Origin of the sequence: Micromonospora sp. NPDC047527, assembly GCF_040643015.1 — a bacterium.
Lineage (GTDB): Bacteria > Actinomycetota > Actinomycetes > Mycobacteriales > Micromonosporaceae > Micromonospora.
This window is the reverse complement of the sequence record NZ_JBEYTK010000002.1, coordinates 117,781-141,295: the sequence shown is the minus strand read 5'-3', so window position 1 is coordinate 141,295 and position 23,515 is coordinate 117,781. Positions and strand designations below refer to the sequence as shown.

The following is a 23,515-nucleotide window of genomic DNA, read 5'->3' as shown; positions in this document are numbered from 1 at the left end:
CAGACGGTACCCGGTCTGGCTATGCAGTTGCTGTGAGCGACTCGATCACCTCGTCGTCGGACACCTCGTGGAAGTCGTCGTAGTAGAGGCTCACCGCGCCGAAGTCCGGTGGGCGCTGGGCGCAGACGACCTGGTCGGCCTCGGAGGCCAGCAGTTCGTACGCCTCCTGCGCGCCGACCGGCACCGCGACCACCACCCGGCGGGCGCCGAGCCGGCGGACGACCTCGACGGCGGCCCGCGCGGTCGCACCGGTGGCGAGCCCGTCGTCGACGATCACCGCGGTCCGGCCGGTGAGGTCCAGCGGTGCCCGGCCGCCCCGGTAGAGCTGTTCCCGGCGTTCCAACTCGGCCAGTTCACGGTGGTTGACGTCGGCGATGTCGTCGCTGCTGAGGCGGCTGGCCACCACGTCGTTGAGCACCTGCACGCCGCCTGGGCCGACCGCGCCGAAGGCGACCTCCCGCGCCCAAGGCATGCCGAGCTTGCGGACGACGAGCACGTCCAGGGGCGCACCGAGCCGTTCGGCGATCACCCGGGCCACCGGCATGCCGCCGCGGACCAGGCCGAGGACGACGACGTCCGGTTGGCCGACGAGTGCGGTGAGCCGGTCGGCGAGGACCCGGCCCGCCTCGGCGCGGTCGCGGTACGTGGTCATGCCTTCAGGTCTACGCCCTGCGGCGTCGTTCTGCCCGACAGTTACGCCGATGTGGCCCGACCGGACAGCTGATCGGGTGCTGGTGTGATCGACACGGCGGGTGCCGGGTGGTGCAGGGCGGGCGCCCAGGCGAGCAGGGCCAACGGGTAGAGCAGGTAGCCGAATCGGGTGGAGGGCATCAGAGCGATTGCGGCGAGCAGCCCGTACCCGCAGATGAGCGTGGTGGCGACGGCGGTGCGGGGCGGTCGGCGGACGAGCCGGACGGCGATGGCCACGCCGGCCGCGAGCAGCAGGGCGGTGGCGACCAGCCGGCCGGCGGGCAGCGCGGTGGCGATCAGGTAGCCGGGGAACGGGGACTGCGCCGGGCTGGTGACCAGGCCGTGGCCGAGTGGGAAGCGCAGCACGTTCTCGGTGAGCGCGTCGCGGTCGACCAGCAGGGCCGGGAGCAGCGCGGCGACGGGCAGTCCGATCGCGCCGGCGGCGACCCGGGTGCCGGCCCGTCGGGTCAGACCCCAGACGATCAGGACGAGGGCGACCGGCCAGGCGAACAGCTTCAGCGCGCCGGCCAGCCCGACCGCGAGGCCGGCCTGGCCCGGCCGGTCGGCGGCGGCGAGCGCGAGGGCAAGAAGGCAGAGCGCGAGTACGGGCAGGTCGTCGCCGCCGGTGGCGAGGGTGAGCGCGCAGACCGGCAGGACGGTGGCGGCCTGTACGCCCCGCAGCAGCGCGCCGCCTCGCCGGTGATCCCCGCCGGGGCGGGTGGCGGGTGCCGTGCGAAGGGCGTTCACGGCCAGGGCGATTGCCAGCGCGGTGCCCACCGCGAACCACACCCGGGCGTCGGTCCACGGAGCGTCGACAAGCGCCCGGGGCAGGCCGAAGATCGCCATGCCGGGCTGGTAGGGGGTGTAACCGAGGAGTTGCTCGCCCGGTGGGAGGGCGGCGATCGCGTCGCGGCCGAGGTACGGGGTGCCGTGCTCCAGCAGGCGGATGCCGGCTTGCTCCACGACTAGCACCTCCTCCTGCGCCCGGTCGGTTCGTCCGCTGGCCCGCTGGATGCTCTGCCAGATCACGGGCAGCAGCGCGGTGCTCGCCCACGCGAACGCGGTGACCGCCCAGCGTGCCGGCAGGCCGACCAGTTGCGATGTGGGGGTGCGCCTACGCAGGAGGAGTTGGACGACCACCGCCAGGGCCGCGACCAGGTATCCGACGGCGGCGACCGCACCCCAGGCCCGATGCGGCAGCAGGGTCGAGGTGACCGCGGTGATCGCCGCGAAGAGGGCCGAGGCGGCGTAGAGGCCGAGGTCGAGGGCGAGCCCGCCGGCGGCGTTGTCGAGCGTTCGCCAGCGACGGTGGCGGGCGGTCGGGGGGTCGGCGATCACGGGCGTCAGTCTGGCAGACCTCGCTGCTCACCCGGTTGTCCGTGTCGCCGTGGGCCGCCCCGCGAACACTGCCGTAGGCCGGTGCCGGACCGTCAGGCGGGCAGGTGGGGAAGGTTGTCGGGGCGGGACCGGCCACCCTGGCGGCGGGGCTGAGTCAGTCGGATCACCGCGCCGGTGTCGTGCAGCGGCGGTGCCAGAGCGCCGGGTCGGCCACCCGAACCCCGCTGCAACGCGGCGAGCAGCGTGCCGGCGGGCATCGGCCGGGCGAACAGGTGGCCCTGGCCGGCGACGCAGCCCAACTCCCAGAGGGCGCGTCGCTGCGGCTCGCTCTCCACGCCTTCGGCGACCACGTCCAGGTTGAGACTGCGACCCAGGTCGAGGGTGGAACGGATGACGGCTGCTGCCTCCGCCGAACTCTCCATCGTCGTGACGAAACTCCGGTCGATCTTCAACTCGTGCACCGGGATGCGGGAGAGCAGCGAGAGTGAGGAGTAGCCGGTGCCGAAGTCGTCCAGCGCCAGCCGGACGCCTTCGTCGCGCAGCCGGCTCAACACCCGGTCGACCACGTCGAGCTGGCTGAGCGTCAACGTCTCGGTCAACTCCAGGACCAGCCGGTTCGGTGGCAGGTCGTGGGCGCGCAGGCGGGCCAGCACCGAGCCCGGGAACCGCGCGTCGAGCAGACTGCGCGGGGACACGTTCACCGCGACCGGTATGTCGAAGCCGGCGTCCCGCCAGTCGGCCGCCGCGATCAGCGCCTGGTCGAGGATCGCCTCGGCGAAGGCCGGCAACAGGCCGGAGCGCTCCACCGCCTCCAGGAAACGCAGCGGATCGATCAGGCCATGGGTGGGGTGATGCCAGCGGGCCAACGCCTCCGCGCTGGTCACCTCGCCGGTGCCCAGGTCGACGATCGGTTGGAAGTTGACGATGAACTCATGGTCGGCGACGGCCCGCGGCAGGTCGCCGCCGAGGGTGAGGCGGCCCAGGTCGGCGGTGTCCCGGGTCGGGGCGTACGAGGAGATCCGCTGCCCGGTCCGCTTGGCCTGGTACATCGCCACGTCGGCGCGGCGCAGCAACTCCGCCATGCCGCCGCTGGCCGGGGCGGCGGAGATCCCGCCGCTGGCCTCCACGCTGATCCGCATGCCGTCCAACTCGAACGGCTCGTGCAACGCCGCGAGCAACGTCTCGGCCCGGTGTGCGGCGATCGCGGGGGCCGGCAGCCCGCGCAGGAGTACGGCGAACTCGTCGCCGCCGAGCCGCGCCACCAGGTCACTGCCCTGTGCGGCGCTGCGCAACCGGTCGGCGACCTGCACCAGCACCTGGTCGCCAGCGGCGTGGCCGAGCGTGTCGTTGACCTCCTTGAAGTGGTTGAGGTCGATCAACACCAGCGCGGTCACCCCGTCCGCGTGCCGGGTGCTCAACTGCTCGGTGCCCTCGTCGAGGAGGTGCCGGCGGTTGGCCAGGCCGGTGAGCGCGTCGTGCGAGGCCGCGTACGCGTGCTCGTCGGCGACCCGGGCCAACTCGGCGTACGCCTGGGCGTTGCGGACGGCCGTGCAGAGCGCGGAGGCGAAGGTGCGCAGCGTGTACTGCTCCCGCTCGGAGAGCCGCACCGGGCCGCGGAAGCGCAGTCGCAGCGTGCCGACGTCGACGGAGCGGTCATGGCCCTCCAACGGCGCGGGCACGACGGTGCCGTCCACGTCGGTGGGCGTGCCGGTCGGGCCGTCGACGGTGATGCCGCCAGTGCCACCCCGCACGGTGCGACCACCGTCGCGCAGCTCGATCTCGACCTCGTCGGCGGAGAACAACTCGGCCGCCTGGGTGACGGCGGTGGTGAGGACCTTGTCCAGGTCGACCACGTTGAGCGCGTCGGTGGTGCGGGCGAGGCGCTGCCACGCCTGCTGTTCGGTGCGGCCCCGGATCCGCGCGGAGTAGGCCAGGTGCAGGCTCAGGACCAGGGGCGGGACGGCAAGCAGCAGACGAGGATCCGCCCAGAGGATGAATAGCGTGCAAAGGGCCACGACGAAGCGCACGCCGAAGCCGGCCAGCCGAAGGTCGAGGTTGTTCAGGAACTGACGGGAGATCCGAGTCCCGGTCGCCAGCGCGATGACCGGGATTGCCAGCAGGTCGTCCAACAGTGCGGCAACCAGGTAGATCGCCCCGAGCAGAGTGGCCAGCTCCGCAACGCCGGCCGGTGGCCACTGCCAGTGGACAGCCAGAGCGGTGGCACCCGCCCCGCCAGCCACCAGAATGTTCTTGCTGACGCCGAACGCTGCCTTGATCGGTGGCAGCTTCATGATGGCTGAGGCGATACCGACGCCGGCCCCAGTGGCCAGCACCACCCAGGAGAGTGGTGCGACGGCCAGCCCGATCACGATCGCGGTTTCGACCCAGGTGATGGCGTGGGTGGTGGAGCGGATGCGGATAGGTGCCATGACGATCGTGCCGAGAGCCGTCATGAAGGTCAGTGCGACGAAGGTCGCCGCGTCGCCCACCGACACAGGGGGGTGGGTTAGGACGTCGGCGCCAGCTACGGCCGTAGGGGCGATTGCCACTACGACGATGAGGCCGACGAGCAGCAGGAGGTGCCGGTCCGTCCTGGGGCTCTTTGGTGACACCCGACCCATGAAGCTCCTGTCGTCGCCGACAGTCACGCGCTGACGACGGGAGCATACCGCTGGGTGCCGCTCCCATGTCACATCCAGTCGCTGCCGCGCATTGCACGCTCCCTCCACTCTCGTCCGCCCGGGACTTCGTTCCGTGTCCCGGGTGTCTTTCGTGAGGAGAGCCTAAGGTGAACTCGATGCGGTTAGCAGCAATAAATGTCGGTATGCGCAACATTAGCCAAGCTGCAGCGCATATGTCACTTTCTGTCCGCACTCCTGAGCGGAGCGCTCAGGAGTGCGGGTCGTTGGCGCGTAGGCGCCATGGTCATAGATCCCGGAGTTGGAGGCTGCATTCAGTGTTGCGGCCGCTCGCCTGCGGCATCATCCGCACTTCGGGCCCATTGGCGAGCGAACGGGGTCGTTTGTGGGCGGGCATGTGAGCATCATTCCAGCTGACGCTCAGGTCGACGTAGTCCGAGGTGAGGGCGGGGACCATAGGCTTCGCGTGTGATCAACTGGATACATCGTCACGGTTGGAGCGGGGGGACAGGTGGAGATTCGAGTCCTTGGCGGCCTCTCGGTGCAGCTCCCCACACGCACTTTGCGCCTGGGTACACCAAAACAGCAGACAATCTTCGCGATGCTCGCAGCTCAGCCTGCTCAGTTGGTGACGTTGGACGATCTGGTTGATGAGTTATGGCCCGATTGCCCTCCGCGATCCGCAGTAGCGAATGTGCAGACCTACGCCGCCAATCTGCGCCGAGGCTTCGAGTCTTTGCAGCCAGGTCACGGAGCTATCGTGCGGCAGCGGAACGGCTATCGGCTCGACGTGCCACCTCAACTGATTGACGTCTTTTGCTTCGAGTTGGAGCGGAGAGCAGGTCACGAAGCGCTCACAGCCGGCCACGTGGACCAGGCTGCGGAGTTGCTCGGTCGCGCACTAGCCCGGTGGCAGGGCGCGATGCTCGCTGGTGTCCCGCTCGGACCCGTCCTGACCGCCCGGACCGTGGCCGCCGAAGAGGAACGGCTGTTGGCGACGGAACTCCTCGCCGATGTCCAGCTGCGATCAGGCCGGAGTGACCTGGCGATCCCATCGCTTCGGGAGGTGGTCGCCCGCCATCCGCTCCGCGAGCCGGCGTACGTCCTTCTCATGCAGGCTCTGCACCAGCGCGGGGACAACGCGGAGGCGCTCGTCGTCTACGACGAGATCCGAACACGGCTGGCCGTGGAGTTGCGAATGGCCCCCGGGGTCAATATCGAAGAACTGCGCCGCAGGATCGTCACCGAGGCTCCGAGTTTGCTGTCCGCCGTCCCCGCTCAGGAGGGGAGTCAGAGAGGGCGATCCGCGACGATCGCCCCCAGCGTGGCGGGTGACTCGACCGAGCAAACACGCAAGGTCAGCCCGGTGGACCACCTACCCCGGGGAGTCACCGACTTCGTCGGTCGGGGAGACGTGTTGTCGCGGTTGGTGGCGGAGACGCGGCGGGTCGAGGATCGGGTGCCGGCCGTGCACATCCTCGACGGGATGGCCGGTAGCGGCAAGACGACCCTCGCCGTACACCTGGCCCGCCGACTCTCCGAGCAGTACCCGGACGCCATGTTGTTCATCGACCTGTGCGGCCACGGCGAGAAGAACAGGGTCGAACCAGCGAGCGCGCTGCTCACCCTGCTTCGGCAGCTTGAGGTGCCAGCCGATCAGGTTCCGGCCGAGTTCGACGCCCGGGTGGACCTGTGGCGACGAGAGCTTGGCCGTAGGCGGTCCGTCATCGTTCTTGACAATGCCGCGAGCAGCGAGCAGATCATGCCCCTCCTGCCGACGGAGCCGACCGCCGTCGTGCTGGTCACGTCACGGCGACGACTCTCCCATCCGGACCTCGGGCCTTCGCAGACGTTGCCGGTGATGAACCCCGAAGAGAGCCTGGACCTCCTCGCACTGAGTGTTGGTCGAGCTCGTGTTGACGCCGAGCCGGAGGCTGCCGCCGAGGTCGTCCGGCGGTGCGGCCACCTTCCGTTGGCGATCCGGCTGGCTGGTGCCCGACTGGCGCATCGCAAGGGCTGGCGGTTGGCGGACCTCGCAGAACAGATGACCGACGCCACGCTCACCCTGCACCATCTCGCGGGGGAAGAGAGCACCGTCACCGGTGCCTTCGCCGCTTCCTACGAACCTCTCCCACAGTCGACCAGGCGAGTCTTCCGGTTCCTGGGTCTGCATCCCGGTAGTCGATTCAGCCCGCCGGCGGTCGCCGCACTGACCGGTCTGACGGTGGCGCAAGCTCACGCGGCGCTCGACGACCTCGTCGACCGGAACCTGGTGGAGGACCTGGACTCAACGAGGTACCGATTGCACGACCTCATGCGCCAGTACTCCGTCGAGCTGAGCATTCGCACCGACTCCGCGAGCGACCGGAGGATCGCGCTGGCACATTTGTTCGACTTTACGCTGGAGGTGGCCCTCAGGGTTGCCGGTCTGCTGGAGCCCGGTGTCATCAATGCCCAGGTGAATCGTCCCCCTTTCGAACGGCCCGAGTTGGTCGAGGCCATGGGGGAACCGACCGTCGGCTGGTTGGAGGCGGAGCGGACGGAATTGGTGACGATGGTGTTCTCAGCACACGAGGGCGGCTTCTACCAGCACTCTTGGCAACTGGCCCGCGCCCTCTGGCGATTCTGTTACATGCGTGGTTACTACGAGGACATCATCCTGACCCACCGCGTCGCGCTGATGGCGGCTGAAGCGGTGGGGGACGTCGACGCGATGGCGTTGGTGAACAACTACCTGGCATCGGCTTACGTTCGAACCAGCGACAACCACAAAGCGCTCGATCATCTGACCCGCTCGGTCGCCCTCTCGCGTGACTCCCGGGACGTGCTGAGCACAGCGCGTTACCGGGCCAACCTTGCCGCTGTCTACTGGTGGAGCGGCCAGTTCACCGAGGCCGTGACGCTTGGCTTTGAGTGCCTGCGCGACTACAAGGTGTACGGCAATATCGGGGTTCCAATTCTGCTGCCGAACCTTGGCTTGGCACTCATGGCGCTGGGACGCTACGAGGAGGCGTTGCGACTGCACCGTCGCCACCTGGCGTGGGCGCGGACGAACTCCAACGAATTCCATGTGCTCAACGCCCTCAGCCACATCGGGACCGTGCGAATCCGTATGGGCGACTTTCCCCAAGCGGTCCGGATCCTCCTGGCCTCGTTGGCCCTGCGTGAGCGCACCGGCCACCGGTACGCCGAGGCGGAGGTGCGTAACGACCTCGGGATCGCATACCGCAGTCTCGGCCGGCTCGCGGAGGCCGAGCAGGAGCACGAGGTGGCCCGGAAACTGTCGATCGTTTCGGGAGAACGGCACGTGGAGGCGGCGGCCTTGAACGAGCTCGGGCAAACCCTGCGAGCTCAGGGGCGAGACGGCGAGGCGGCCGGGATGCACGAGGCGGCACTGCGGTTGGCGACCCGTATCTCGCACCCGTACGAGCAGGGCCGGGCGCTGGCCGGGCTGGCCGAACACTTCGCTGGCGTCGACCGGGCCGAGGCCAGACGGTACTGGGAACGGGCGCTGGCGATCTTTCGGCGGATGGGTGTGCCGGAGCGCTTCGACGCCGAGCGGCGCCTCGCCGAGCTGGACGCGGCGCAAGCAGAGCGCTGACCTGCGCAGACTGCTCTTATCGATTTCTTATCGCCGGACCCGATAGCTTCTGCGCCGTATCGACGAACGGGGGAGGTTCTGCCCACGGGCAGAACCGGGTCGTCGACACGACGCCTGCTGCCAGGTCCCCCCCAGCGACTTCGGCGGCAGGTCGGCGAGGAAGGAGCGGTGCTCCCGCGAGTGCGCTTACGCACCCGGCGACGGACGGGACGCCGCTCCTTCCGAGCACTTTCGCGTCGTACCGCACCGATAGGCTCACGGCCGTGACCGAACCCGCGCAGCTCAGCCACGTCGACCACGCCGGCGCGGCCCGCATGGTCGACGTCTCCGCCAAGCCGGTGACCGGGCGGTTGGCCGTCGCGGCGGGCCGCCTGCGGACCACGCCCGAGGTTGTCGACCTGCTGCACCGTGACGGGCTGCCCAAGGGCGACGCGCTGGCGGTCGGGCGGCTCGCCGGCATCATGGGGGCCAAGCGCACCCCGGAGCTGATCCCGCTCTGCCATCCGATCGCCCTGCACAGTGTCACCGTCGACCTGCGGCTGACCGCCGACACCGTGGAGATAACCGCCACCGCCCGCACCGCCGACCGGACCGGGGTCGAGATGGAGGCGCTCACCGCAGTCGCGGTCGCCGGTCTCGCCCTGGTCGACATGGTCAAGGCGGTCGATCCGGCTGCTTCGGTTGAGGCGGTCCGGGTGCTGCGCAAGGAGGGCGGCAAGACCGGCGAGTGGGTCCGACCGGAGGACCGGCCGTGATCCGGGCACGGGTGATCGTTGCGTCCAACCGGGCGGCGGCCGGCGTCTACGCCGACACCAGTGGGCCGCTGCTCGTCGCCGGCCTGCGCGAGCTGGGCTGTGAGGTCGACGAGCCGGTGGTGGTGCCCGACGGTGAGCCGGTCGGCAGGGCCCTGGAGGATGCCCTCGCCGATGGCATCGACGTGGTGCTGACCAGCGGTGGCACCGGGGTCACCCCGTCGGACCGCACACCGGACGTGACGCGGGCCGTCCTCGATTACGAGATCCCTGGCATCGCCGAGGCGATTCGCGCGCACAGCCGCGACCGGGTGCCCACCTCGGCGTTGTCCCGTGGGTTGGCGGGGGTGGCCGGCCGGATGCTGGTGGTCAACCTGCCCGGCTCGACCGGTGGCGCCCGCGACGGGCTGGCCGTGCTCGGGCCGATCCTCGGGCACACCGTCGACCAACTTCGCGGCGGCGACCACTGACCGGGTGTCGGTCCGCCCCGATAGGCTCGACAGGTGAGCACGGAAACCGCACCAACCGCGGACCGGGTCGCCGCGCCCCCGCCGGCCGGGTGGGAGGAGGCGCGGTCCCGGGTCTACGCGGTCGGCCTGGCCGCCGCGCTCCCCGCCGTCGCCCGGCCGCTGGCCGACACTGACGGGCTGACCCTGGCCGAGCCGTTGACCACCCGCACCGACCTGCCCGCCTTCCCGACCTCCAGCGTGGACGGCTGGGCCGTGCGGGGTGCCGGGCCGTGGCGCGTCGTCGGCCGGGTGCTGGCTGGCAACACTCCCGCACCGCTCGTCGACGAGGGCACGACCGTCGAGATCGCGACCGGGGCCATGGTGCCCGAGGGCGCCACGGCCGTGCTGCGGGTCGAGGAGTCCACCGTCACCGAGGGCCTGGTCAGCGGCACCCCCCGGCAGGCGCCGGAGTGGCGGCAGCCGGGCGAGGAGGCGTACGCCGATGAGGAGCTGTTGCCCGTCGGCACGCCGGTCGACCCGGCGGTGATCGGCCTGGCCGCCTCCTGCGGGCACGACACGCTGCGGGTCCGGCGGGCGCCGCGGGCGGCGCTGCTGGTCTTCGGCGACGAGCTGCTCACCGCCGGTCCGCCTGCGGCGGGCCGGGTGCGTGACGCGCTGGGGCCGGCGGTGCCCGCGTGGCTCCGGCGCTACGGCTGCCAGGTCCGCCCGTCGGACGTGGTGGGGCCGGTGGCCGACACGTTGCCCGCGCACGTGGCGGCCCTGCGTTCGGCGTTGGCCAACGCCGACCTGGTCTGCACCACCGGCGGCACGATGCACGGCCCGGTCGACCACCTGCACCCGACCCTGGAGGCGCTGGGCGCCGACTATGTGGTCAACACGGTGGCGGTCCGGCCGGGCTTCCCGATGCTGCTGGCCAGGCTGGCCGGCCACGACGGGCGGGTCCGGTTCGTCGCCGGTCTGCCCGGCAACCCACAGTCGGCCATCGTCGCGCTGGTGTCGCTGGTCGCCCCGCTGCTCGCCGGGCTCCAGGGCCGCTCGATGCCGGTGTTACCGCAGGCCACGTTGGCCGAGGCGGTGCCCGGTCGCGGCAATCACACCCACCTGGCGCTGGTCCGGCTGGACCGGGCCGCCGGCACCGCCCATCCGGTGCGGCACGTCGGTTCGGCGATGCTACGCGGCCTCGCCGGTGCCGACGGGTTCGCCGTCATCCGGCCCGGCACCAGTGGCGAGCAGGGTGACCGGGTGCCGATCGTGCCGCTGCCGTCGCTGCCTGGGGAATGGGCGTCGTGACCTCACCAGTGATCACCTTCGGCGAGGTCACCGACCAGCCGCTCGACCTCGCCGCGCACGAGGCGGCGGTCGCCGACCGGAGGGCCGGGGCGGTCGTCTCCTTTCAGGGCGTGGTCCGCGACCACGACCACGGGCGGCCGGTGGTGAGCCTGGAGTACGAGGGGCACCCGAGCGCCGCGCAGGTGCTGCGCGAGGTGGCCGCCGAGATCGCCGCCGAGCCCGACGTCTACGCGGTGGCGGTCTCGCACCGGGTCGGTCCGCTGGCGATCGGTGACGTGGCGTTGGTCGCCGCGGTGAGCACCGCGCACCGCGCGGCCGCCTTCGCGGCCTGTGCCCGGCTCGTCGACGAGGCCAAGGCGCGGTTGCCGATCTGGAAGCGCCAGGTGTTCGCCGACGGCACCGAGGAATGGGTCAACTGCCCCTGACCGCTCAGCGTCGGCCGTTGACCATCGCGGTGCGGCTGAGGCGTTCCCCGTAGAACGCCGGTTCGGCGCCGGGGCGCCACGGCAGCGCGGCTACCAGCACGATCAGCGCGAGCGCCAGTGAGTTCTCCATAAGCGCACCGAACAGGCCGTCCTGGTAGTGCGACTCCTCTGGCAGTTGGTGCTCGTACGGCCAGATCGGGGAGATCAAGAAGAGCAGGTAGAGCCCGACTGCGGCGACGCCGTGCCGCAGCCCGGTCAGCGTGGGGTACCAGATCGGTGGGCGGAGGCCGTTGAGCCCGGTCAGCCCGCCGAACGCCGCGCCCTGCCCGCCGCGCTGCGTCACTCCCCGGCTCGCCTCCCGGCGACGGACCGCCGCGTCTGCCAGCACGATGATCGCCGGGATCACCCAGACCAGGTGGTGCGTCCAGGAGATCGGGCTGATCACGTTGGCGGTAAGCCCGACCAGCGTGAACGCGGTCAGCTCGTCACCGTCGGCGCGGGAACTGGCCGCCCGCGACAGGCCCAGCGCCAGGAGCAGCACCGAGAAGGCGAACCAGAGCAGACCGGGCGTGTCGATCGAGTCGTACAGCCGGGCCAGCAGGCCGGCGAGCGACTGGTTCGGCGTCATGTCGGCCGCGCCGACCCGTTCGGTCTGCCACAACACGCTGCCGAAGTACGTCCGCGACTCGTCGCCGACGATCGCGAAGGACCCCACCGTCACGCCGATCGTGGTGCCGATCGCGGTGGCCGCCACCCGCCACTGGCGGGTGATCAGCAGGTAGGCGATGAACAGCGCCGGGGTGAGCTTGACCGCGGTGGCCAGGCCGATGCCGGCGCCCGCCCAGGCGCCGCTGTAGACGAAGCGCAGCAGGGGGCCGTCCGTCGCGGCGTAGTGGGTGCCTCGGCGCGAGCGCCAGCGGAGCCCGATCAGGTCGGCCATGATCAGGGCGAACAGCAGGATGTTGACCTGGCCGTAGCCGAGGGTCTCCCGGCCGGGCTCGATGGCGGCGGCGAGCGGCACCGCCACGGCGACGGTGAACCACAGTGGCCAGCCCAGGCGGTCGACGATGGGACGGAGCAGCCCGGCCAGGACCAGCGCCAACGCGGCGATGCTGGCGAGGGCGTTGACCACCCCGGCCCCGCCGATCGGAAGTTGCGCCATCGGCAGCATGACGAGCCCGGCGAACGGCGGGTAGGTGAAGCCGAGCGTGGTGCCGGGCGCGATGAACTCGTAGAGCTCGTGACCGCTCGCCCACCACACCACCGCACCGTGGTAGATCTTCATGTCGAAGAAGTTGTACGGTCGCCCGAACTCGCCGATCGCGAGCCATGCGGCATAGGCGACGGCGGCCACGATGGCACCCCGTACGACGTTCCTGCGATCGATCCCACGCATCACGCGTTGGACTGGGGCGAGGCGGTCCGCCCGTCTACCGACAATCGTCGGCATGGCGTGGCCACCCCCGTACCAAGGTCGTCCGATCCGTCCAGGTCCTGCACGGAGCCTAGAACGGCGCCTCACGTCAGTGCCTCCCGCGTTATGCGACCGTGTCCGATCCCACACATGTTTTTGACATTTCCACCGCGTTAACGCCTACCGGGTGGTTCAGGTAATTCGCGGCCTTGGTGGGGGTGGGAGGCAGCGGAGAGGTGTATCGACGCAGGTCAGCCGGGGATGCGTCGGGCGGTGGCGGCGGACCGGACGGCGATCCGGGCCTCCCGCTTGGCCGTCCGGACGGCGCGCTCCACGGAACGTCGAGAGTGACCGATGCGGTGGCCGGTGCGCCAGCGCAGACCCGGCTTGCCCTCGGTGTCGGCCGCGGCGAGCAGCAGACCGCCGAGGAGGCCAAGGTTCTTCAGGAAGTGAACCTTGTTCGTGTCGCGCGTGGCCTTGTCGTCGTCCTGGTTCCAGAAGGGATGCCCGGCGATGGTCGTCGGCACGAGGGTGCCGGCGAGGACCAGTGCGGCGGGCCGCGTCAGCCGCCCGGTGGCGAGCATCAGCCCGGCACCGAGCTGCACCGCCGAATTGATGCGGATCAGCTGCTCGGTCTCGGTGGGGAAGTTCGGGTGCACCTTCCGCAGCAGTGGCGCCGCCCGAACGGTCACCGGCGCGGCCTTCTTGGCCAGCCGCTCCGGGGAACGGAGACTGCGGTATCCGCTGACCACGAAGATGCCGCTCAACATGGCTCGGGCTAGGGAGCGTACGGGCGTCATGGATCAGTCATACCCCGTCGCGGCGTCCGCTACCCCGCCAACCGCCGATCCGGATCGGCGGCCCGTGCACGTCGCGCCACGCCGATTCGAGCGACCGTCGCTGATGGACCGCCCGCGACGGGTAACGTCGCGCGGGTGACGACGCTGCGGCTTCGACCCGAGGATCCGGCCGACACCGGGTCGGTGCGTCGGGTGCTGGCCGCCGCGTTCGCCCGGCCGGACGTGTCGACGCCACCGGAGGTGGCCCTGGTCGACGAACTGCGCGACACCGAAGCGTGGCTGCCGGAGCTCGCCATGGTCGCCGAGTACGGCGGTGAGGTCGTCGGCTACGCGCTGCTCACCCGGGTGCGGGTGCGACCCGACCGAGGTGGCGACGGTTCAGCCCTGGCCCTCGGGCCGGTGGCGGTCGCGCCGCACCGACAGCGGGTCGGGCACGGCACGGCGGTGGTCCAGGCCGCGTTGGACGCGGCCACCGAGCTGGGTGAGCGGATGGTCGTGGTTCTCGGCGCACCGGCCTTCTACCGCCGCTTCGGCTTCGGGCCGGCGGGAGAACTGGGCCTGACCAGCCCGTGGTCAGGGCTCGGAGAGCCGTGGCAGGGGCTGGTGCTGCCGCCGTCGACGAGTGGTGAGGCGCCGCCACCACAGGGTGAGGTGCTCTTCCCGGCGCCCTGGTCCCGGGTCTGAGACGCCGCCTGGTCCCCCGTCTGAGGCGCGGCCAGGGGTGCGGGGGTGGTCAGGCCGGCTGGGTACGCAGGTACCGGCCGAAGTGCGGGACGGTGAAGGCCACCGTGCCCCGTTCCCCCGAGTAGATGAGCCCCTTCTTGATCAGCGCGTCGCGGGCCGGGGAGAGGCTGGCCGGCTTGCGGCCGAGCGCGCGGGCGATCTCCGCGGTGGGCACCGCCGCGTCCATGTCGTCACGAGTGACTCCGCTGGACTCGCCCTCCACCAGGGACAACGTGGCCATCGCCCGCATGTACTCGCGTTCGGCCGGGGTCGCCCGCTCGAACCGCGAGCCGAAGAAGCCGACCGCCAACTCGGCCTCCGCCTCCGGAGCGGCTACCCGAACGTCGGCGGCGGTGATCGGCGAGCGCGGCGCGTGATCCCAGGTCGCCTTCCCGTACGCCTGGACGAAGTAGGGGTAGCCGCCGGACTTCTCGTAGAGCAGGTCGAGCGCCTTCTGCTCGTACTCCACCGCCTCGCGCTCGGCCGGCGCGCAGAGCGCCTGGTCGGCGGCGATCCGGTCGAGCCGGTCGATGCGCTGGTAGCGGAAGAGCCGCTCCGAGTACGACTTGGCGGCGCTGAGCACGGCCGGTAGATGGGGCAGGCCGGCGCCGACGACGATCAGCGGCGCGCCGATCTGGGACAGTTCGTGGCACGCGGCGCAGAGGGCCGACACGTCCTCCGGACTGAGATCCTGCATCTCGTCGATGAAGATGGCGATGCCGGTGCCCACGTCGCTGGCCACGGCTGCGGCGTCGCTGAGCAGCTCGACCAGATCGATCTCGATGTCGCCGGAGTCGGCGCGGCCACTGGCGGCGGGCACGTCGATGCCGGGCTGCCACCTGTCGCGCAGTTTCGGCGATGCCCCGGCCCGGCCGGTCGGGGCGGACCGCTGGGCGAACGCCTTGAGAACGCCGAGGAAGGCGTCGATCCGGTCCGGCGCGCGGTGCCGGGGCGCGAGTTCGCGGACCGCCATGTGCAGCGCGGCGGCGACGGGGCGGCGCAGTGACTGGTCCGGGCGTGCCTCGATCTTGCCGCTGCCCCAGAGCCGGTTGATCGCCTGGGACCGCAGAGTGTTGAGCAGGACGGTCTTGCCGACGCCGCGCAGCCCGGTGAGCATCAGGCTGCGCTCGGGGCGGCCCCGGGCGATGCGCTCCAGCACGATGTCGAAGACGTCCAGCTCCCGCCCCCGCCCGGCGAGCTCGGGCGGGCGCTGGCCGGCGCCAGGGGCGTACGGGTTGCGGACCGGATCCACGCATCGCAGAGTATCGGCCCATCTAGCGGCCAGGCTAGATATGGATAGATGGGGCTACCGGCGTGTTGAAGCCCGTCGACACAAAACTAGGGCTGTCTAGCGTCCACGCTAGACAGCCCTAGTTTTGTCAATCGCCTAGCGCTTCTTCAGGCAGAGCACGTAGTCGAACAGGTCGACCGAGTTGTCGTGCACGTAGTTCGCGGTCGCCTGCGGTGCCAACGTCTGGCACCGGTCCCCGTCGGTCGTCGCCGGAATCCGCAGCAGCACCTGGTAGGTGTTCGGACCACACGGCACCTTGCGCAGGTCGGCGTCGGCCTCGGTGCCGTCGTTGACCACGCAGTCACCCCGGGCGAACTCATCCCTCTCCGGCGTCGGCGCGGCCGGGGTCGGGGCGGCCGGGCTCGGGGCGTCGCTGGGCAGAGCCGGCGGAACGACCGGCGCGCTCGCCGACGGCACCGGCGCGGCATCGTTGCTGTCGTCGGCGACCTTGAAGACCGCCCAGCCGGCAAGACCCAGGCAGGGGCAGAGCAGGAGCAGGATCACCAGCCCGACGATCAGGGCGACCTTCAGGCTGGACCTGTTCGCCGGCGGGGACGGCGGCATCGGGTACCCGCCCGGTGCCGGCGGACCCCAGGGTGCCCCCGGCTGGCCCGGGGTCGGCCCGGCGGGCGGGAACGGCCCCGGCGGCGGACCCCACTGCTGCCGGGCCGGATCCTCACCGGGTGGACCATAGGTCGTCATGTCATCCCCAGGGGTGGGTGGCCTCAGCGCTGCTTGAGGCAGAGGACGAAGTCGAGGGTGTCCAACTCGCTGTCGAAGAAGTACCAGTTGGTATAGCCCTCGACCTTGGCGCACTTGGCTTCGGCATCGCGCTCACCGCTGGTCGCGCCATCGATCCGGCGCAGCACCTCGTACGACTTCGGCGCGCAGTCACTGATCAGCAGCTTGGGTTTGCCGCCCGCCGCGCCGTCGTTGCGCACACACTGGCCGACCGTGGCGAACCGTGGATCCGCCGACGACTCCGGTGCCGCAGCGCTCGGCACCGGCTCGGTCGGCTCGATCACGTCCGCGTTGGGCTCCCCGGCAGCGGCCGAACCGGTCGGCGTGGCCACCACCGGGGCCGGGTCGTCCGACCCGCGCAGGAACCAGTACGTGCCGCCGCCCGCCACCATCAGCAGCAGCACGACGGCCAGCACCGCGATCAGCGGCCCCCGGCCACGCTTGTCCGGGGCGGGCGAGGGGTCCGCGCCGTACGGGCCACCGTCGGGCCGGTACGGCTCCCCGTACGCCGGGTTCGCCTCGACCGGCCGGTACGCGCCACCGTAGGGCGTCGGAGCGCGGCCACCGTAGGGCGTCGGAGTGCCGGCCCCGTACGGCGTCCCAGGGCGTTCACCTCCGTAGGGCGTACCGCGCTCGCCACCGTAGGGTGCCCCCGGCCCGCCGCCGTACGGGGCAGCGGGCACACCGCCGTACGAACCGTCGCCGTAGGACCCCGGCCGCCCCTGGGGTGCGGGCGGATAGGGCTGCTGAGCCTGCCGTTCGGGCGTGTCGTCGGGTCGCTGCCCACGCCACGGTCCTCCGGCGCCGCTACCCGGCGGTCCGTAGTTCGTCATGCCGCCCTCCAGGCTGGTGAGAGGCCGGCCACCAATGCGCGACGCCGACTCCGAGGTCACCGTAGCGTGGTCCTCCGATGAGCTCATCTCCACCGAGTGCCGCAGCCGCCCCAGGCCGCCGCGCCGGCGCCGCATCGACCATGATCTGGACCGCTCTGATCGTGGTCTACGTCCTGTGGGGTTCCACCTATCTGGCCATCCGGGTCACCGTGGAGACGCTTCCGCCGCTGCTCTCGGCCGCCATGCGGTTCGCCGTCGCCGGTCTCGTGCTGGCGGTGGTGCTGCGGCTGCGCCGAGGGCCGGGTGCCCTCCGGGTGGACCGGCGGCAGCTCGGCTCCGTCGCGCTGATCGGGGTGCTCCTGCTCACCGGCGGCAACGGCCTGGTGGTGCTCGCCGAGTCCGGGCCGCCCGGGGTGGCGGTGCCGTCCGGGATCGCCGCGTTGCTGGTGGCGACCGTGCCGCTGCTCGTCGTGTTGCTGCGCACCGCGACCGGTGACCGGCCCCCGCTCTGGACGTTCGCTGGGGTGACGCTGGGCTTCGCCGGTCTGGTCCTGCTGGTGCTGCCCAGCGGCGGCGCGGACGCGGTGCCGGTGGTCGGGGCGTTGACGGTGGTGGCCGCTGCCACCGCCTGGTCGGTCGGGTCGTTCCTGTCGGGGCGGATCCGGATGCCCGCCGACCCGTTCGTCGCGACGGTGTACGAGATGATGGCCGGCGCGCTGGCGCTGGCCGTCATCGCTGCCGCCCGGGGCGAGTTGAGCGACTTCCACCCCGCGTCGGTCAGCACCCGGTCCTGGCTGGCGCTGGCCTATCTCATGGTCGCCGGCTCACTGGTGGCCTTCACGGCGTACGTGTGGCTGCTGCACAACGCGCCCATCTCGCTGGTCTCGACGTACGCCTATGTGAACCCGGCGGTCGCGGTGGCGCTCGGCGCGCTGCTGGTGGCCGAGCCGATCACCGGGCAGGTGCTGCTCGGCGGCGCGGTCATCGTCGCCGGCGTGGCCCTGGTGGTGAGCACCGAACGGCCCCGCCGCAAGGGCGCGAAAGCACGATCGGGGGCCGTGCCAGCGGGCGACCGGCGGTAGCCTCCGGCCCATGTCGGCCGCCGCGCTGGTGCAGGTCGCGCTGCTTGGTGCGCTGGTCGGTGTCGTCGTACCCCGGGTTGCCCGGCGTTTCGCCACCGCGCCGACCCGGCCGCGACCGTGGCGCGCCTCGACCTGGCTCAGTCCGCTGCTAGCGGCGGGTGTGTTCGTCGGGCTCGCCGCCGCGCTGGGTGCCGACCCGGCGCTGCCGGTGTTCCTCGCGGTGGCGGCGGTGGGGCTGGTGCTGGCCGGGGTCGACCTGGCCTGCCTGCGGCTGCCCGACCCGCTGGTCCTCGCCGCCGGTGTGCTGGCCCTCGGTGGTCTGACCGGCGCGGCGCTGCTGGCAAGCACTCCCGGACGGCTGATCGGTGCGCTGGGCGGCGCGGCGGTCGCCGGCGCGGCGCACGTGCTGCTGGCCCTGCTGCCCGGGTCCCGGTTGGGCTTCGGGGACGTGAAGCTCGCCGGCGTCCTCGGCCTGCCACTCGGCTGGCTCGGCCGGGACGCCCTGCTGGCCGGGCTGCTCCTGCCACACGTGCTGCACGGTGCCCTGGTGCTCGGCCTGCTCGCCGCGCGGCGGGTCCGCCGGGACACCCTGCTGCCACTCGGGCCGGCCCTGCTCGCGGGTGCCTGGCTCGGCGTGCTCCTGGCCTGATCAGCCCGCTAGATGAGGCGGAGCTGACGGTCCTTGGGGCGGCGTGGCTCGGTCTCGCCGAACCGCTCGAACAGGCCCGGGTCGATGGCCCCGAGGAACGGTGACGGGGCGCAGTCGCGCTCCACACCGTGTCGGGTACGGCGGGCGGCGTGGCTGACGTACAGCCGGTCCTGGGCCCGGGTCAGCCCGACGAAGAAGAGCCGGCGCTCCTCGGCGACCGCGTCCTCGTCGGGTGTCGAGCCCGGCCAACGCAGCGGCAGCAGCCCGTCCTCGGCGCCGACCAGGAAGACCACCGGGAACTCCAGCCCCTTCGCGGCGTGCAGGGTGAGCAGCGTGACCGCCTCGGCGCGCGGGTCGAGCGCGTCCACCTCCGCACCCGTGGCCAGCTGCGACAGGAACGCCTCCAGGTCGTCGCCGCAGCGTCGGGCCAGCGGGGTCAGCAGGTCCACCGCCGAGCGGACGTCCTCGGGGCGTACCGCGCTGCCGGTGCCGTCCAGGGTGGGCACCGCGAACCGTTCCGCGACGACCTGACCCGCCAGGCGCACCCGGGCGGCCAGCGAGCCGGCCAACCCGTCGGCGTGCCGCAGTTCGCGGGCGATGGCCGCCACCCCGGGCCGGTCCCGCAGCCGGTCGTGTGAGCGCTTCTGCACCGGGATGTTGGCTCGGGCCAGGGCGTCCACGATCGGGGCGGCCTGCGCGTCGGTGCGGTACAGCACGGCGATGTCGGAGAACGACAGCGTGGTGGAGCGGCCGTCGATCCGGCCCGAGTCCAGCGACCGGTGGGACAGCCCACCAACCAGGTCGTCGACCGTACGGACCACGAAGTCGGCCTCCTCGGCGACTGACGCCGCCGGGTAACGGCCGACGAGCGGCGCCTCCGGGTCGAGCCGGGCCGGGTCCAGGCGTCGGCCACGCACCAGCGAGGAGGGTGCGATGGCCTGCACGGCGGCGGCCAGGATGGGCGCCGACGAGCGGTAGTTGCGGTTGAGCCGGACCAGTCGGGCGTCCGTGAAGTCCTGCGAGAAGCGTAGGAAGTAGCCGACATCGGCACCGCGGAACGAGTAGATCGCCTGGTCCGGGTCACCGATCGCGCACAGGTTGCCGTCGGCGGGGCTGAGCAGCCGCAGCAGCTCGTACTGCACGGCGTCGACGTCCTGGTACTCGTCGACGAAGATCCACCGCCAGCGGTCCCGGTACCGCTCGACCAGCTTTCGGTCGGCCCGCAGCAGCTCCACCGGAAGGCTCACCAGCTCGTCCAGGTCGACCAGGTCCTGCTTGCGCAGCAGCGCGACGTAGCTGGCGAGGTCGTCGCCGGCCTCCGCCCGGGCCGCCGCACGCTCGCCGTCGTCGGCGATCCGGAAGTCGGCCGGCAGGCCCGCCGCGTCGGCGTTCTCCCGCAGGATGGTCAGCCCCAGCGCGTGGAACGTGCCGACGGTGACGTCCTCGGCGACCGGGCCGAGCAGGCTGTCGAGGCGGTGCCGCAGCTCCTCGGCCGCCCGTCGGGTGAAGGTGATGGCCAGGCAGTGCTCGGGAAAGACGTTCAGCTCCGCGCAGAGGTACGCGATCCGGTGGGTGAGGGTCCGGGTCTTGCCGGTGCCCGGACCGGCCACGATGAGCAGTGGGCCGCCGGGTGCCGACGCGGCCACCCGCTGCATCGCGTCGAGCCGGTCCAGCAGGCCGGTGCCGACCTCCTCCATTCCGGCGAGCATCGGTTCGAACGGCTCGTGCGGCGACGGGGGCGACGCGATCGGAGGGGCGGGCGGCGGTGCCGGAGCCTTCCGCTTCGGCTCCGCCTTCGCCGCCGGGCGCTTGGCCGTCGAGCGGGCCGCCGGCTCCGCGGGCCGCCGCTGCGCTGGCACGGGTACGTCGAACAGCGTCTCCTGCGCCGCGCCGGCGCCCGCTCCCAGCTCCGCGGGATCGAAGAGGGTGATCACGCCGTACTCGCCGTCGTAGCCGGGCACCCGGCGTACGTCGCCGCGCCGCAGTCGACCGATGCCCTCCGCGAGCAACTCGCCGCCGGCCTGCGCGATGTCGGGCAACGGTGTCGTGGTGAGGATCTCCAACTCGGGGCCGAGCGTGGCGAGCAGTTCGTTGAGCCGCCCCTCGACCTTCTTCGACCGGGCGCCCACCTTGTTGATCTCGCCGAGGATCTCGGCCAGCGGCACCAGGTGGGTGACCTCCCGGGCGTTCGCCGGTCGGTGCCCCTCCGGGCGGTCCGCCAACTCCTCGATCCGGCTGAGGACGCCCACGGTGAGGGGCTTCCCGCACTCGGGGCAGCGACCGTCGGCGGCACGGGTGCGCTCCGGGGTCCAGTTGACCCCACACAACCGGTGCCCGTCCGCGTGGTACTTGCCCTCTTCGGGGAAGAACTCGATGGTGCCGGCCAGGCCGTCACCGGTGCGCAGCGCCTCCCGGACGGCGAAGTAGTTCCGCTCGGCCGTCAGCACCGTGGCCTCGCGGCCCAGCGCCGGTGGGGAGTGCGCGTCGGAGTTGGAAACCAACTGGTAGCCGTCCAGGCTGCCGACCCGCCAGTTCATCGCCGGGTCGGAGGAGAGGCCGGTCTCCACGGCGAAGATGTGCTCGGCCAGGTCGGCGTAGCAGTCCGCGATCGCGTCGAAGCCGGACTTCGAGCCCAGCGCCGAGAACCACGGCGTCCAGATGTGCGCCGGCACCAGGAAGCCGTCCGGGCTCGCCTCCAGGGTGATCTCCAGCAGGTCCCGGGAGTCCAGACCGAGGATCGGCCGGCCGTCGGAGCCGAGGTTGCCGATCCGCCCCAGCGCGGTGTTGAACCGGGCCACCGCCTCCAGGTCCGGCAGGTAGATCAGATGGTGCACCTTGCGGGTCCGGTCGTCCCGCTTGTAGATCGTGGAGATCTCCACGCTCAGCATGAACCGGACCGGGTCCGCCTCGGCAGCGCTCGCCAGTCGGGGCGGCAGCCGGCGGGCCACGTCCCGCTCCGCTTCCGGGTCGAGCCGGTAGAGCCCCGGCTCGGCCGGACGCAGCGTCTCCCGCAGGTGGTCGTACCAGGCGGGGTGGGTGAAGTCGCCGGTGCCGAGCAGGCCGATGCCCTTACGCCGAGCCCACCAGGCGAGGTTCGGAGTCGTGAGGTCACGGCTGCACGCGCGCGAGTACTTCGAGTGGATGTGCAGGTCCGCGACGAATGGCGGGAGGCCACCGGGGGGTACGGCGCTGAACGGGGGCACGCCGCATCCTGTCACGCCCGCCGCGCCGGCCGCCTGCCGCCACGCGCGGACGTGACATCCGCTATGCCGAGCGCAACTCCACCAGGGTGATCTGCGGCTCGGCGCCGACCCGCACCGGCGGACCCCAGAAACCCGCGCCGTTGGTCACGTAGACCTTGGTGCCGTCGACCTCGCCGAGGCCGCTGACCACCGGCTGTTCGAGTCGGACGGCCAGGTTGAACGGCACCATCTGCCCGCCGTGGGTGTGCCCGGAGAGTTGCAGGTCGACGCCGTACGTGGCCGCCTCCACCGCCGCCAACGGCTGGTGTGCGAGCAGGATCACCGGCCGGTTCGTGTCACGGTCACCGAGGGCGGCGGCGAAGTCCGGCCCGGCGGCGAGGCCGGTGCCCGTGCCGGTCAGGTCGTTCACCCCGGCCAGATCGAGCACGCCGCCCCGGGCCTGGATCTCCTGTCGCTTGTTCTGCAGCACCCGCAGGCCGAGCCGGTCCACCTCCTGGACCCACTCCTCCACCCCCGAGTAGTACTCGTGGTTGCCGGTGACGAAGAAGTTGCCGTACCTCGATCGGAGGTCACGCAGCGGCGCGGCGGCCGAGCCCAACTCGGCGACCGAACCGTCGACCAGGTCGCCGACCACCGCGACCAGATCGGCGTCGAGTCGGTTGATCGCGGCGACGATCCGCTCGGTGTGCGCCCGGCCGCGCAGCGGGCCGATGTGGATGTCGGAGACGGTGGCGATGCGCAGGCCGTCCATGCTGCGCGGGAGCTTGGCGAGCGGGATCTGCACCCGGTCGAGCTGTGGCGGGCCGAGGGCCGTGCGGATGCCGTACCCCGTGATGCCGGTGGCGGTGAGCCCGGCGAAGATCGCCGCCCCGCGGGCCAGCAGCAGCCGGCGGGCCGGGTCGTGGTCCGGTGCCCGCACGGCGGCGGCGGCCGGCGGATCGGTCGGCCCGGCGGCACCGACGAGCACCGGCTCGGGCGCCGCGGTGGTCGGCTCGGCGGCGGTCACCTGGCGGCGCAGCACCAGCCGGGTGACGAGCATCGGCACTTCCAGCACGACGAGGACGACCAGCAGGTAGAACATCAGCGCGAGCCAGAGATAGCCCGGCCAGGCGAGCCAGTAGAGGCCGGCCTGCGTCCCGGCCATGGTGACCGGCACGAGCAGCGCCAACACCACTGCGGCGATTCCGCCGGCCCGCCGCCAACGGCCCGGGGTGGTGGCGTCCCGAACGAGCCGTTTCCACAGGTAGAGGTGGATGAGACCGGTGACCAGAGCCAGGACGGTCACGAACCCGAGTACCGCCAACATCTGTGCGCCTCCTCAGCCGCCCGCGAACGGGGGCAGGACATCGATCGTGGCCCCGCCTGGCAGGGGTGCCTTTCGATCATGACAGGTGACGCCGTCCACGAGGAAACTGGCGACCCGCAGAACGGCGGCCAGTTGATCGCCGTGCCGCTGGGCCAGATCGGCGGTGAGGTCGTCGAGCGACCGGCCGGCGGGCGTCGTCTCCTCGGAGCGCCCGGCGGCGGCACGCGCGCCCGCGAAGTAGCGGACGGTCAGCGGCTTCGGGGCCACG

General features: G+C 71.8%; 18 protein-coding genes and 1 pseudogene. 8 read left to right on the top strand and 11 right to left on the bottom strand.

The annotated features are described in order from the left end of the window. Positions 1 to 19 precede the first annotated feature (19 nt). The 3 genes from ABZ808_RS09440 to ABZ808_RS09430 form a co-directional block, all read right to left on the bottom strand. The gene (locus ABZ808_RS09440) at positions 20 to 652 is read right to left on the bottom strand and encodes a phosphoribosyltransferase family protein (RefSeq protein ID WP_357003109.1); all 633 of its coding nucleotides are present in this window, start codon (positions 650 to 652) and stop codon (positions 20 to 22) included. Positions 653 to 693: 41 nt separating this feature from the next. Beyond that, positions 694 to 2,028: a glycosyltransferase family 87 protein gene (locus ABZ808_RS09435; RefSeq protein WP_357003108.1), complete on the bottom strand. Its 1,335-nt coding sequence runs from the start codon at positions 2,026 to 2,028 to the stop codon at positions 694 to 696. Positions 2,029 to 2,120: 92 nt separating this feature from the next. Next, positions 2,121 to 4,649 carry a bifunctional diguanylate cyclase/phosphodiesterase gene (locus ABZ808_RS09430; protein WP_357003106.1) on the bottom strand — a complete coding sequence of 843 codons (2,529 nt, stop codon included), beginning with the start codon at positions 4,647 to 4,649 and terminating at the stop codon, positions 2,121 to 2,123. 619 nt (positions 4,650 to 5,268) lie between these two features. Here ABZ808_RS09430 and ABZ808_RS09425 point away from each other — a divergent pair. The 5 genes from ABZ808_RS09425 to ABZ808_RS09405 all read left to right on the top strand — a co-directional run bounded on the left by ABZ808_RS09425 (position 5,269) and on the right by ABZ808_RS09405 (position 11,205). Continuing rightward, complete coding sequence (locus ABZ808_RS09425) at positions 5,269 to 8,268, top strand: BTAD domain-containing putative transcriptional regulator (RefSeq protein WP_357003104.1); 3,000 nt, start codon at positions 5,269 to 5,271, stop codon at positions 8,266 to 8,268. Positions 8,269 to 8,531: 263 nt separating this feature from the next. Continuing rightward, on the top strand, positions 8,532 to 9,023 hold the full coding sequence (gene moaC, locus ABZ808_RS09420) for a cyclic pyranopterin monophosphate synthase MoaC (protein WP_357003102.1): 492 nt from the start codon (positions 8,532 to 8,534) through the stop codon (positions 9,021 to 9,023). After that, entirely contained in the window at positions 9,020 to 9,490 is a 471-nt protein-coding gene (locus ABZ808_RS09415; RefSeq protein ID WP_357003100.1) for a MogA/MoaB family molybdenum cofactor biosynthesis protein, read from the top strand. The genes moaC and ABZ808_RS09415 overlap by 4 nt, the downstream gene beginning before the upstream one ends. 33 nt (positions 9,491 to 9,523) lie before the next feature. After that, entirely contained in the window at positions 9,524 to 10,780 is a 1,257-nt protein-coding gene (locus ABZ808_RS09410) for a molybdopterin molybdotransferase MoeA (RefSeq protein ID WP_357003098.1), read from the top strand. Beyond that, entirely contained in the window at positions 10,777 to 11,205 is a 429-nt protein-coding gene (locus tag ABZ808_RS09405; RefSeq protein ID WP_357003096.1) for a molybdenum cofactor biosynthesis protein MoaE, read from the top strand. The genes ABZ808_RS09410 and ABZ808_RS09405 overlap by 4 nt, the downstream gene beginning before the upstream one ends. A 4-nt stretch (positions 11,206 to 11,209) precedes the next feature. On the opposite strand, the gene ABZ808_RS09400 is transcribed toward ABZ808_RS09405, so the two are convergent. After that, complete coding sequence (locus ABZ808_RS09400; RefSeq protein WP_357003094.1) at positions 11,210 to 12,655, bottom strand: glycosyltransferase 87 family protein; 1,446 nt, start codon at positions 12,653 to 12,655, stop codon at positions 11,210 to 11,212. Between the two features lie 215 nt (positions 12,656 to 12,870). Next, positions 12,871 to 13,419 (bottom strand): DoxX family protein, encoded by a 549-nt coding sequence (locus ABZ808_RS09395; RefSeq protein WP_357003092.1) that lies wholly within the window; start codon positions 13,417 to 13,419, stop codon positions 12,871 to 12,873. A 135-nt stretch (positions 13,420 to 13,554) separates the two neighbouring features. Here ABZ808_RS09395 and ABZ808_RS09390 point away from each other — a divergent pair, with 135 nt between their 5' ends. Then, on the top strand, positions 13,555 to 14,103 hold the full coding sequence (locus tag ABZ808_RS09390) for an N-acetyltransferase (protein ID WP_357003090.1): 549 nt from the start codon (positions 13,555 to 13,557) through the stop codon (positions 14,101 to 14,103). Between the two features lie 49 nt (positions 14,104 to 14,152). On the opposite strand, the gene ABZ808_RS09385 is transcribed toward ABZ808_RS09390, so the two are convergent. The 3 genes and pseudogenes from ABZ808_RS09385 to ABZ808_RS09375 form a co-directional block, all read right to left on the bottom strand. After that, a complete protein-coding gene (locus ABZ808_RS09385) occupies positions 14,153 to 15,394 on the bottom strand; it encodes an ATP-binding protein (RefSeq protein ID WP_357003088.1) in 1,242 nt (413 codons plus the stop codon). Positions 15,395 to 15,529: 135 nt separating this feature from the next. Then, positions 15,530 to 15,952: a hypothetical protein gene (locus ABZ808_RS09380; protein WP_357004783.1), complete on the bottom strand. Its 423-nt coding sequence runs from the start codon at positions 15,950 to 15,952 to the stop codon at positions 15,530 to 15,532. Between the two features lie 206 nt (positions 15,953 to 16,158). Further along, a pseudogene (locus tag ABZ808_RS09375) lies at positions 16,159 to 16,614 on the bottom strand (flagellar basal body protein FliL); the annotation flags it as partial. A 533-nt stretch (positions 16,615 to 17,147) separates the two neighbouring features. Here ABZ808_RS09375 and ABZ808_RS09370 point away from each other — a divergent pair. Together ABZ808_RS09370 and ABZ808_RS09365 are read left to right on the top strand one after the other, a co-directional pair. Next, positions 17,148 to 18,089, top strand: coding sequence for an EamA family transporter (locus tag ABZ808_RS09370; protein WP_357003086.1), 942 nt, complete (start codon positions 17,148 to 17,150; stop codon positions 18,087 to 18,089). A 10-nt stretch (positions 18,090 to 18,099) separates the two neighbouring features. Beyond that, positions 18,100 to 18,738: a prepilin peptidase gene (locus ABZ808_RS09365; protein ID WP_357003084.1), complete on the top strand. Its 639-nt coding sequence runs from the start codon at positions 18,100 to 18,102 to the stop codon at positions 18,736 to 18,738. Positions 18,739 to 18,746: 8 nt separating this feature from the next. Here ABZ808_RS09365 and ABZ808_RS09360 read toward each other — a convergent pair whose 3' ends face one another. The 3 genes from ABZ808_RS09360 to ABZ808_RS09350 all read right to left on the bottom strand — a co-directional run bounded on the left by ABZ808_RS09360 (position 18,747) and on the right by ABZ808_RS09350 (position 23,514). Then, the gene (locus ABZ808_RS09360) at positions 18,747 to 21,941 is read right to left on the bottom strand and encodes a UvrD-helicase domain-containing protein (RefSeq protein WP_357003082.1); all 3,195 of its coding nucleotides are present in this window, start codon (positions 21,939 to 21,941) and stop codon (positions 18,747 to 18,749) included. 61 nt (positions 21,942 to 22,002) lie between these two features. Next, a complete protein-coding gene (locus ABZ808_RS09355) occupies positions 22,003 to 23,247 on the bottom strand; it encodes a metallophosphoesterase (RefSeq protein ID WP_357003080.1) in 1,245 nt (414 codons plus the stop codon). A gap of 12 nt (positions 23,248 to 23,259) precedes the next feature. Beyond that, on the bottom strand, positions 23,260 to 23,514 hold the full coding sequence (locus ABZ808_RS09350; RefSeq protein ID WP_357003078.1) for a MoaD/ThiS family protein: 255 nt from the start codon (positions 23,512 to 23,514) through the stop codon (positions 23,260 to 23,262). Between the last annotated feature and the right edge of the window lies 1 nt (position 23,515).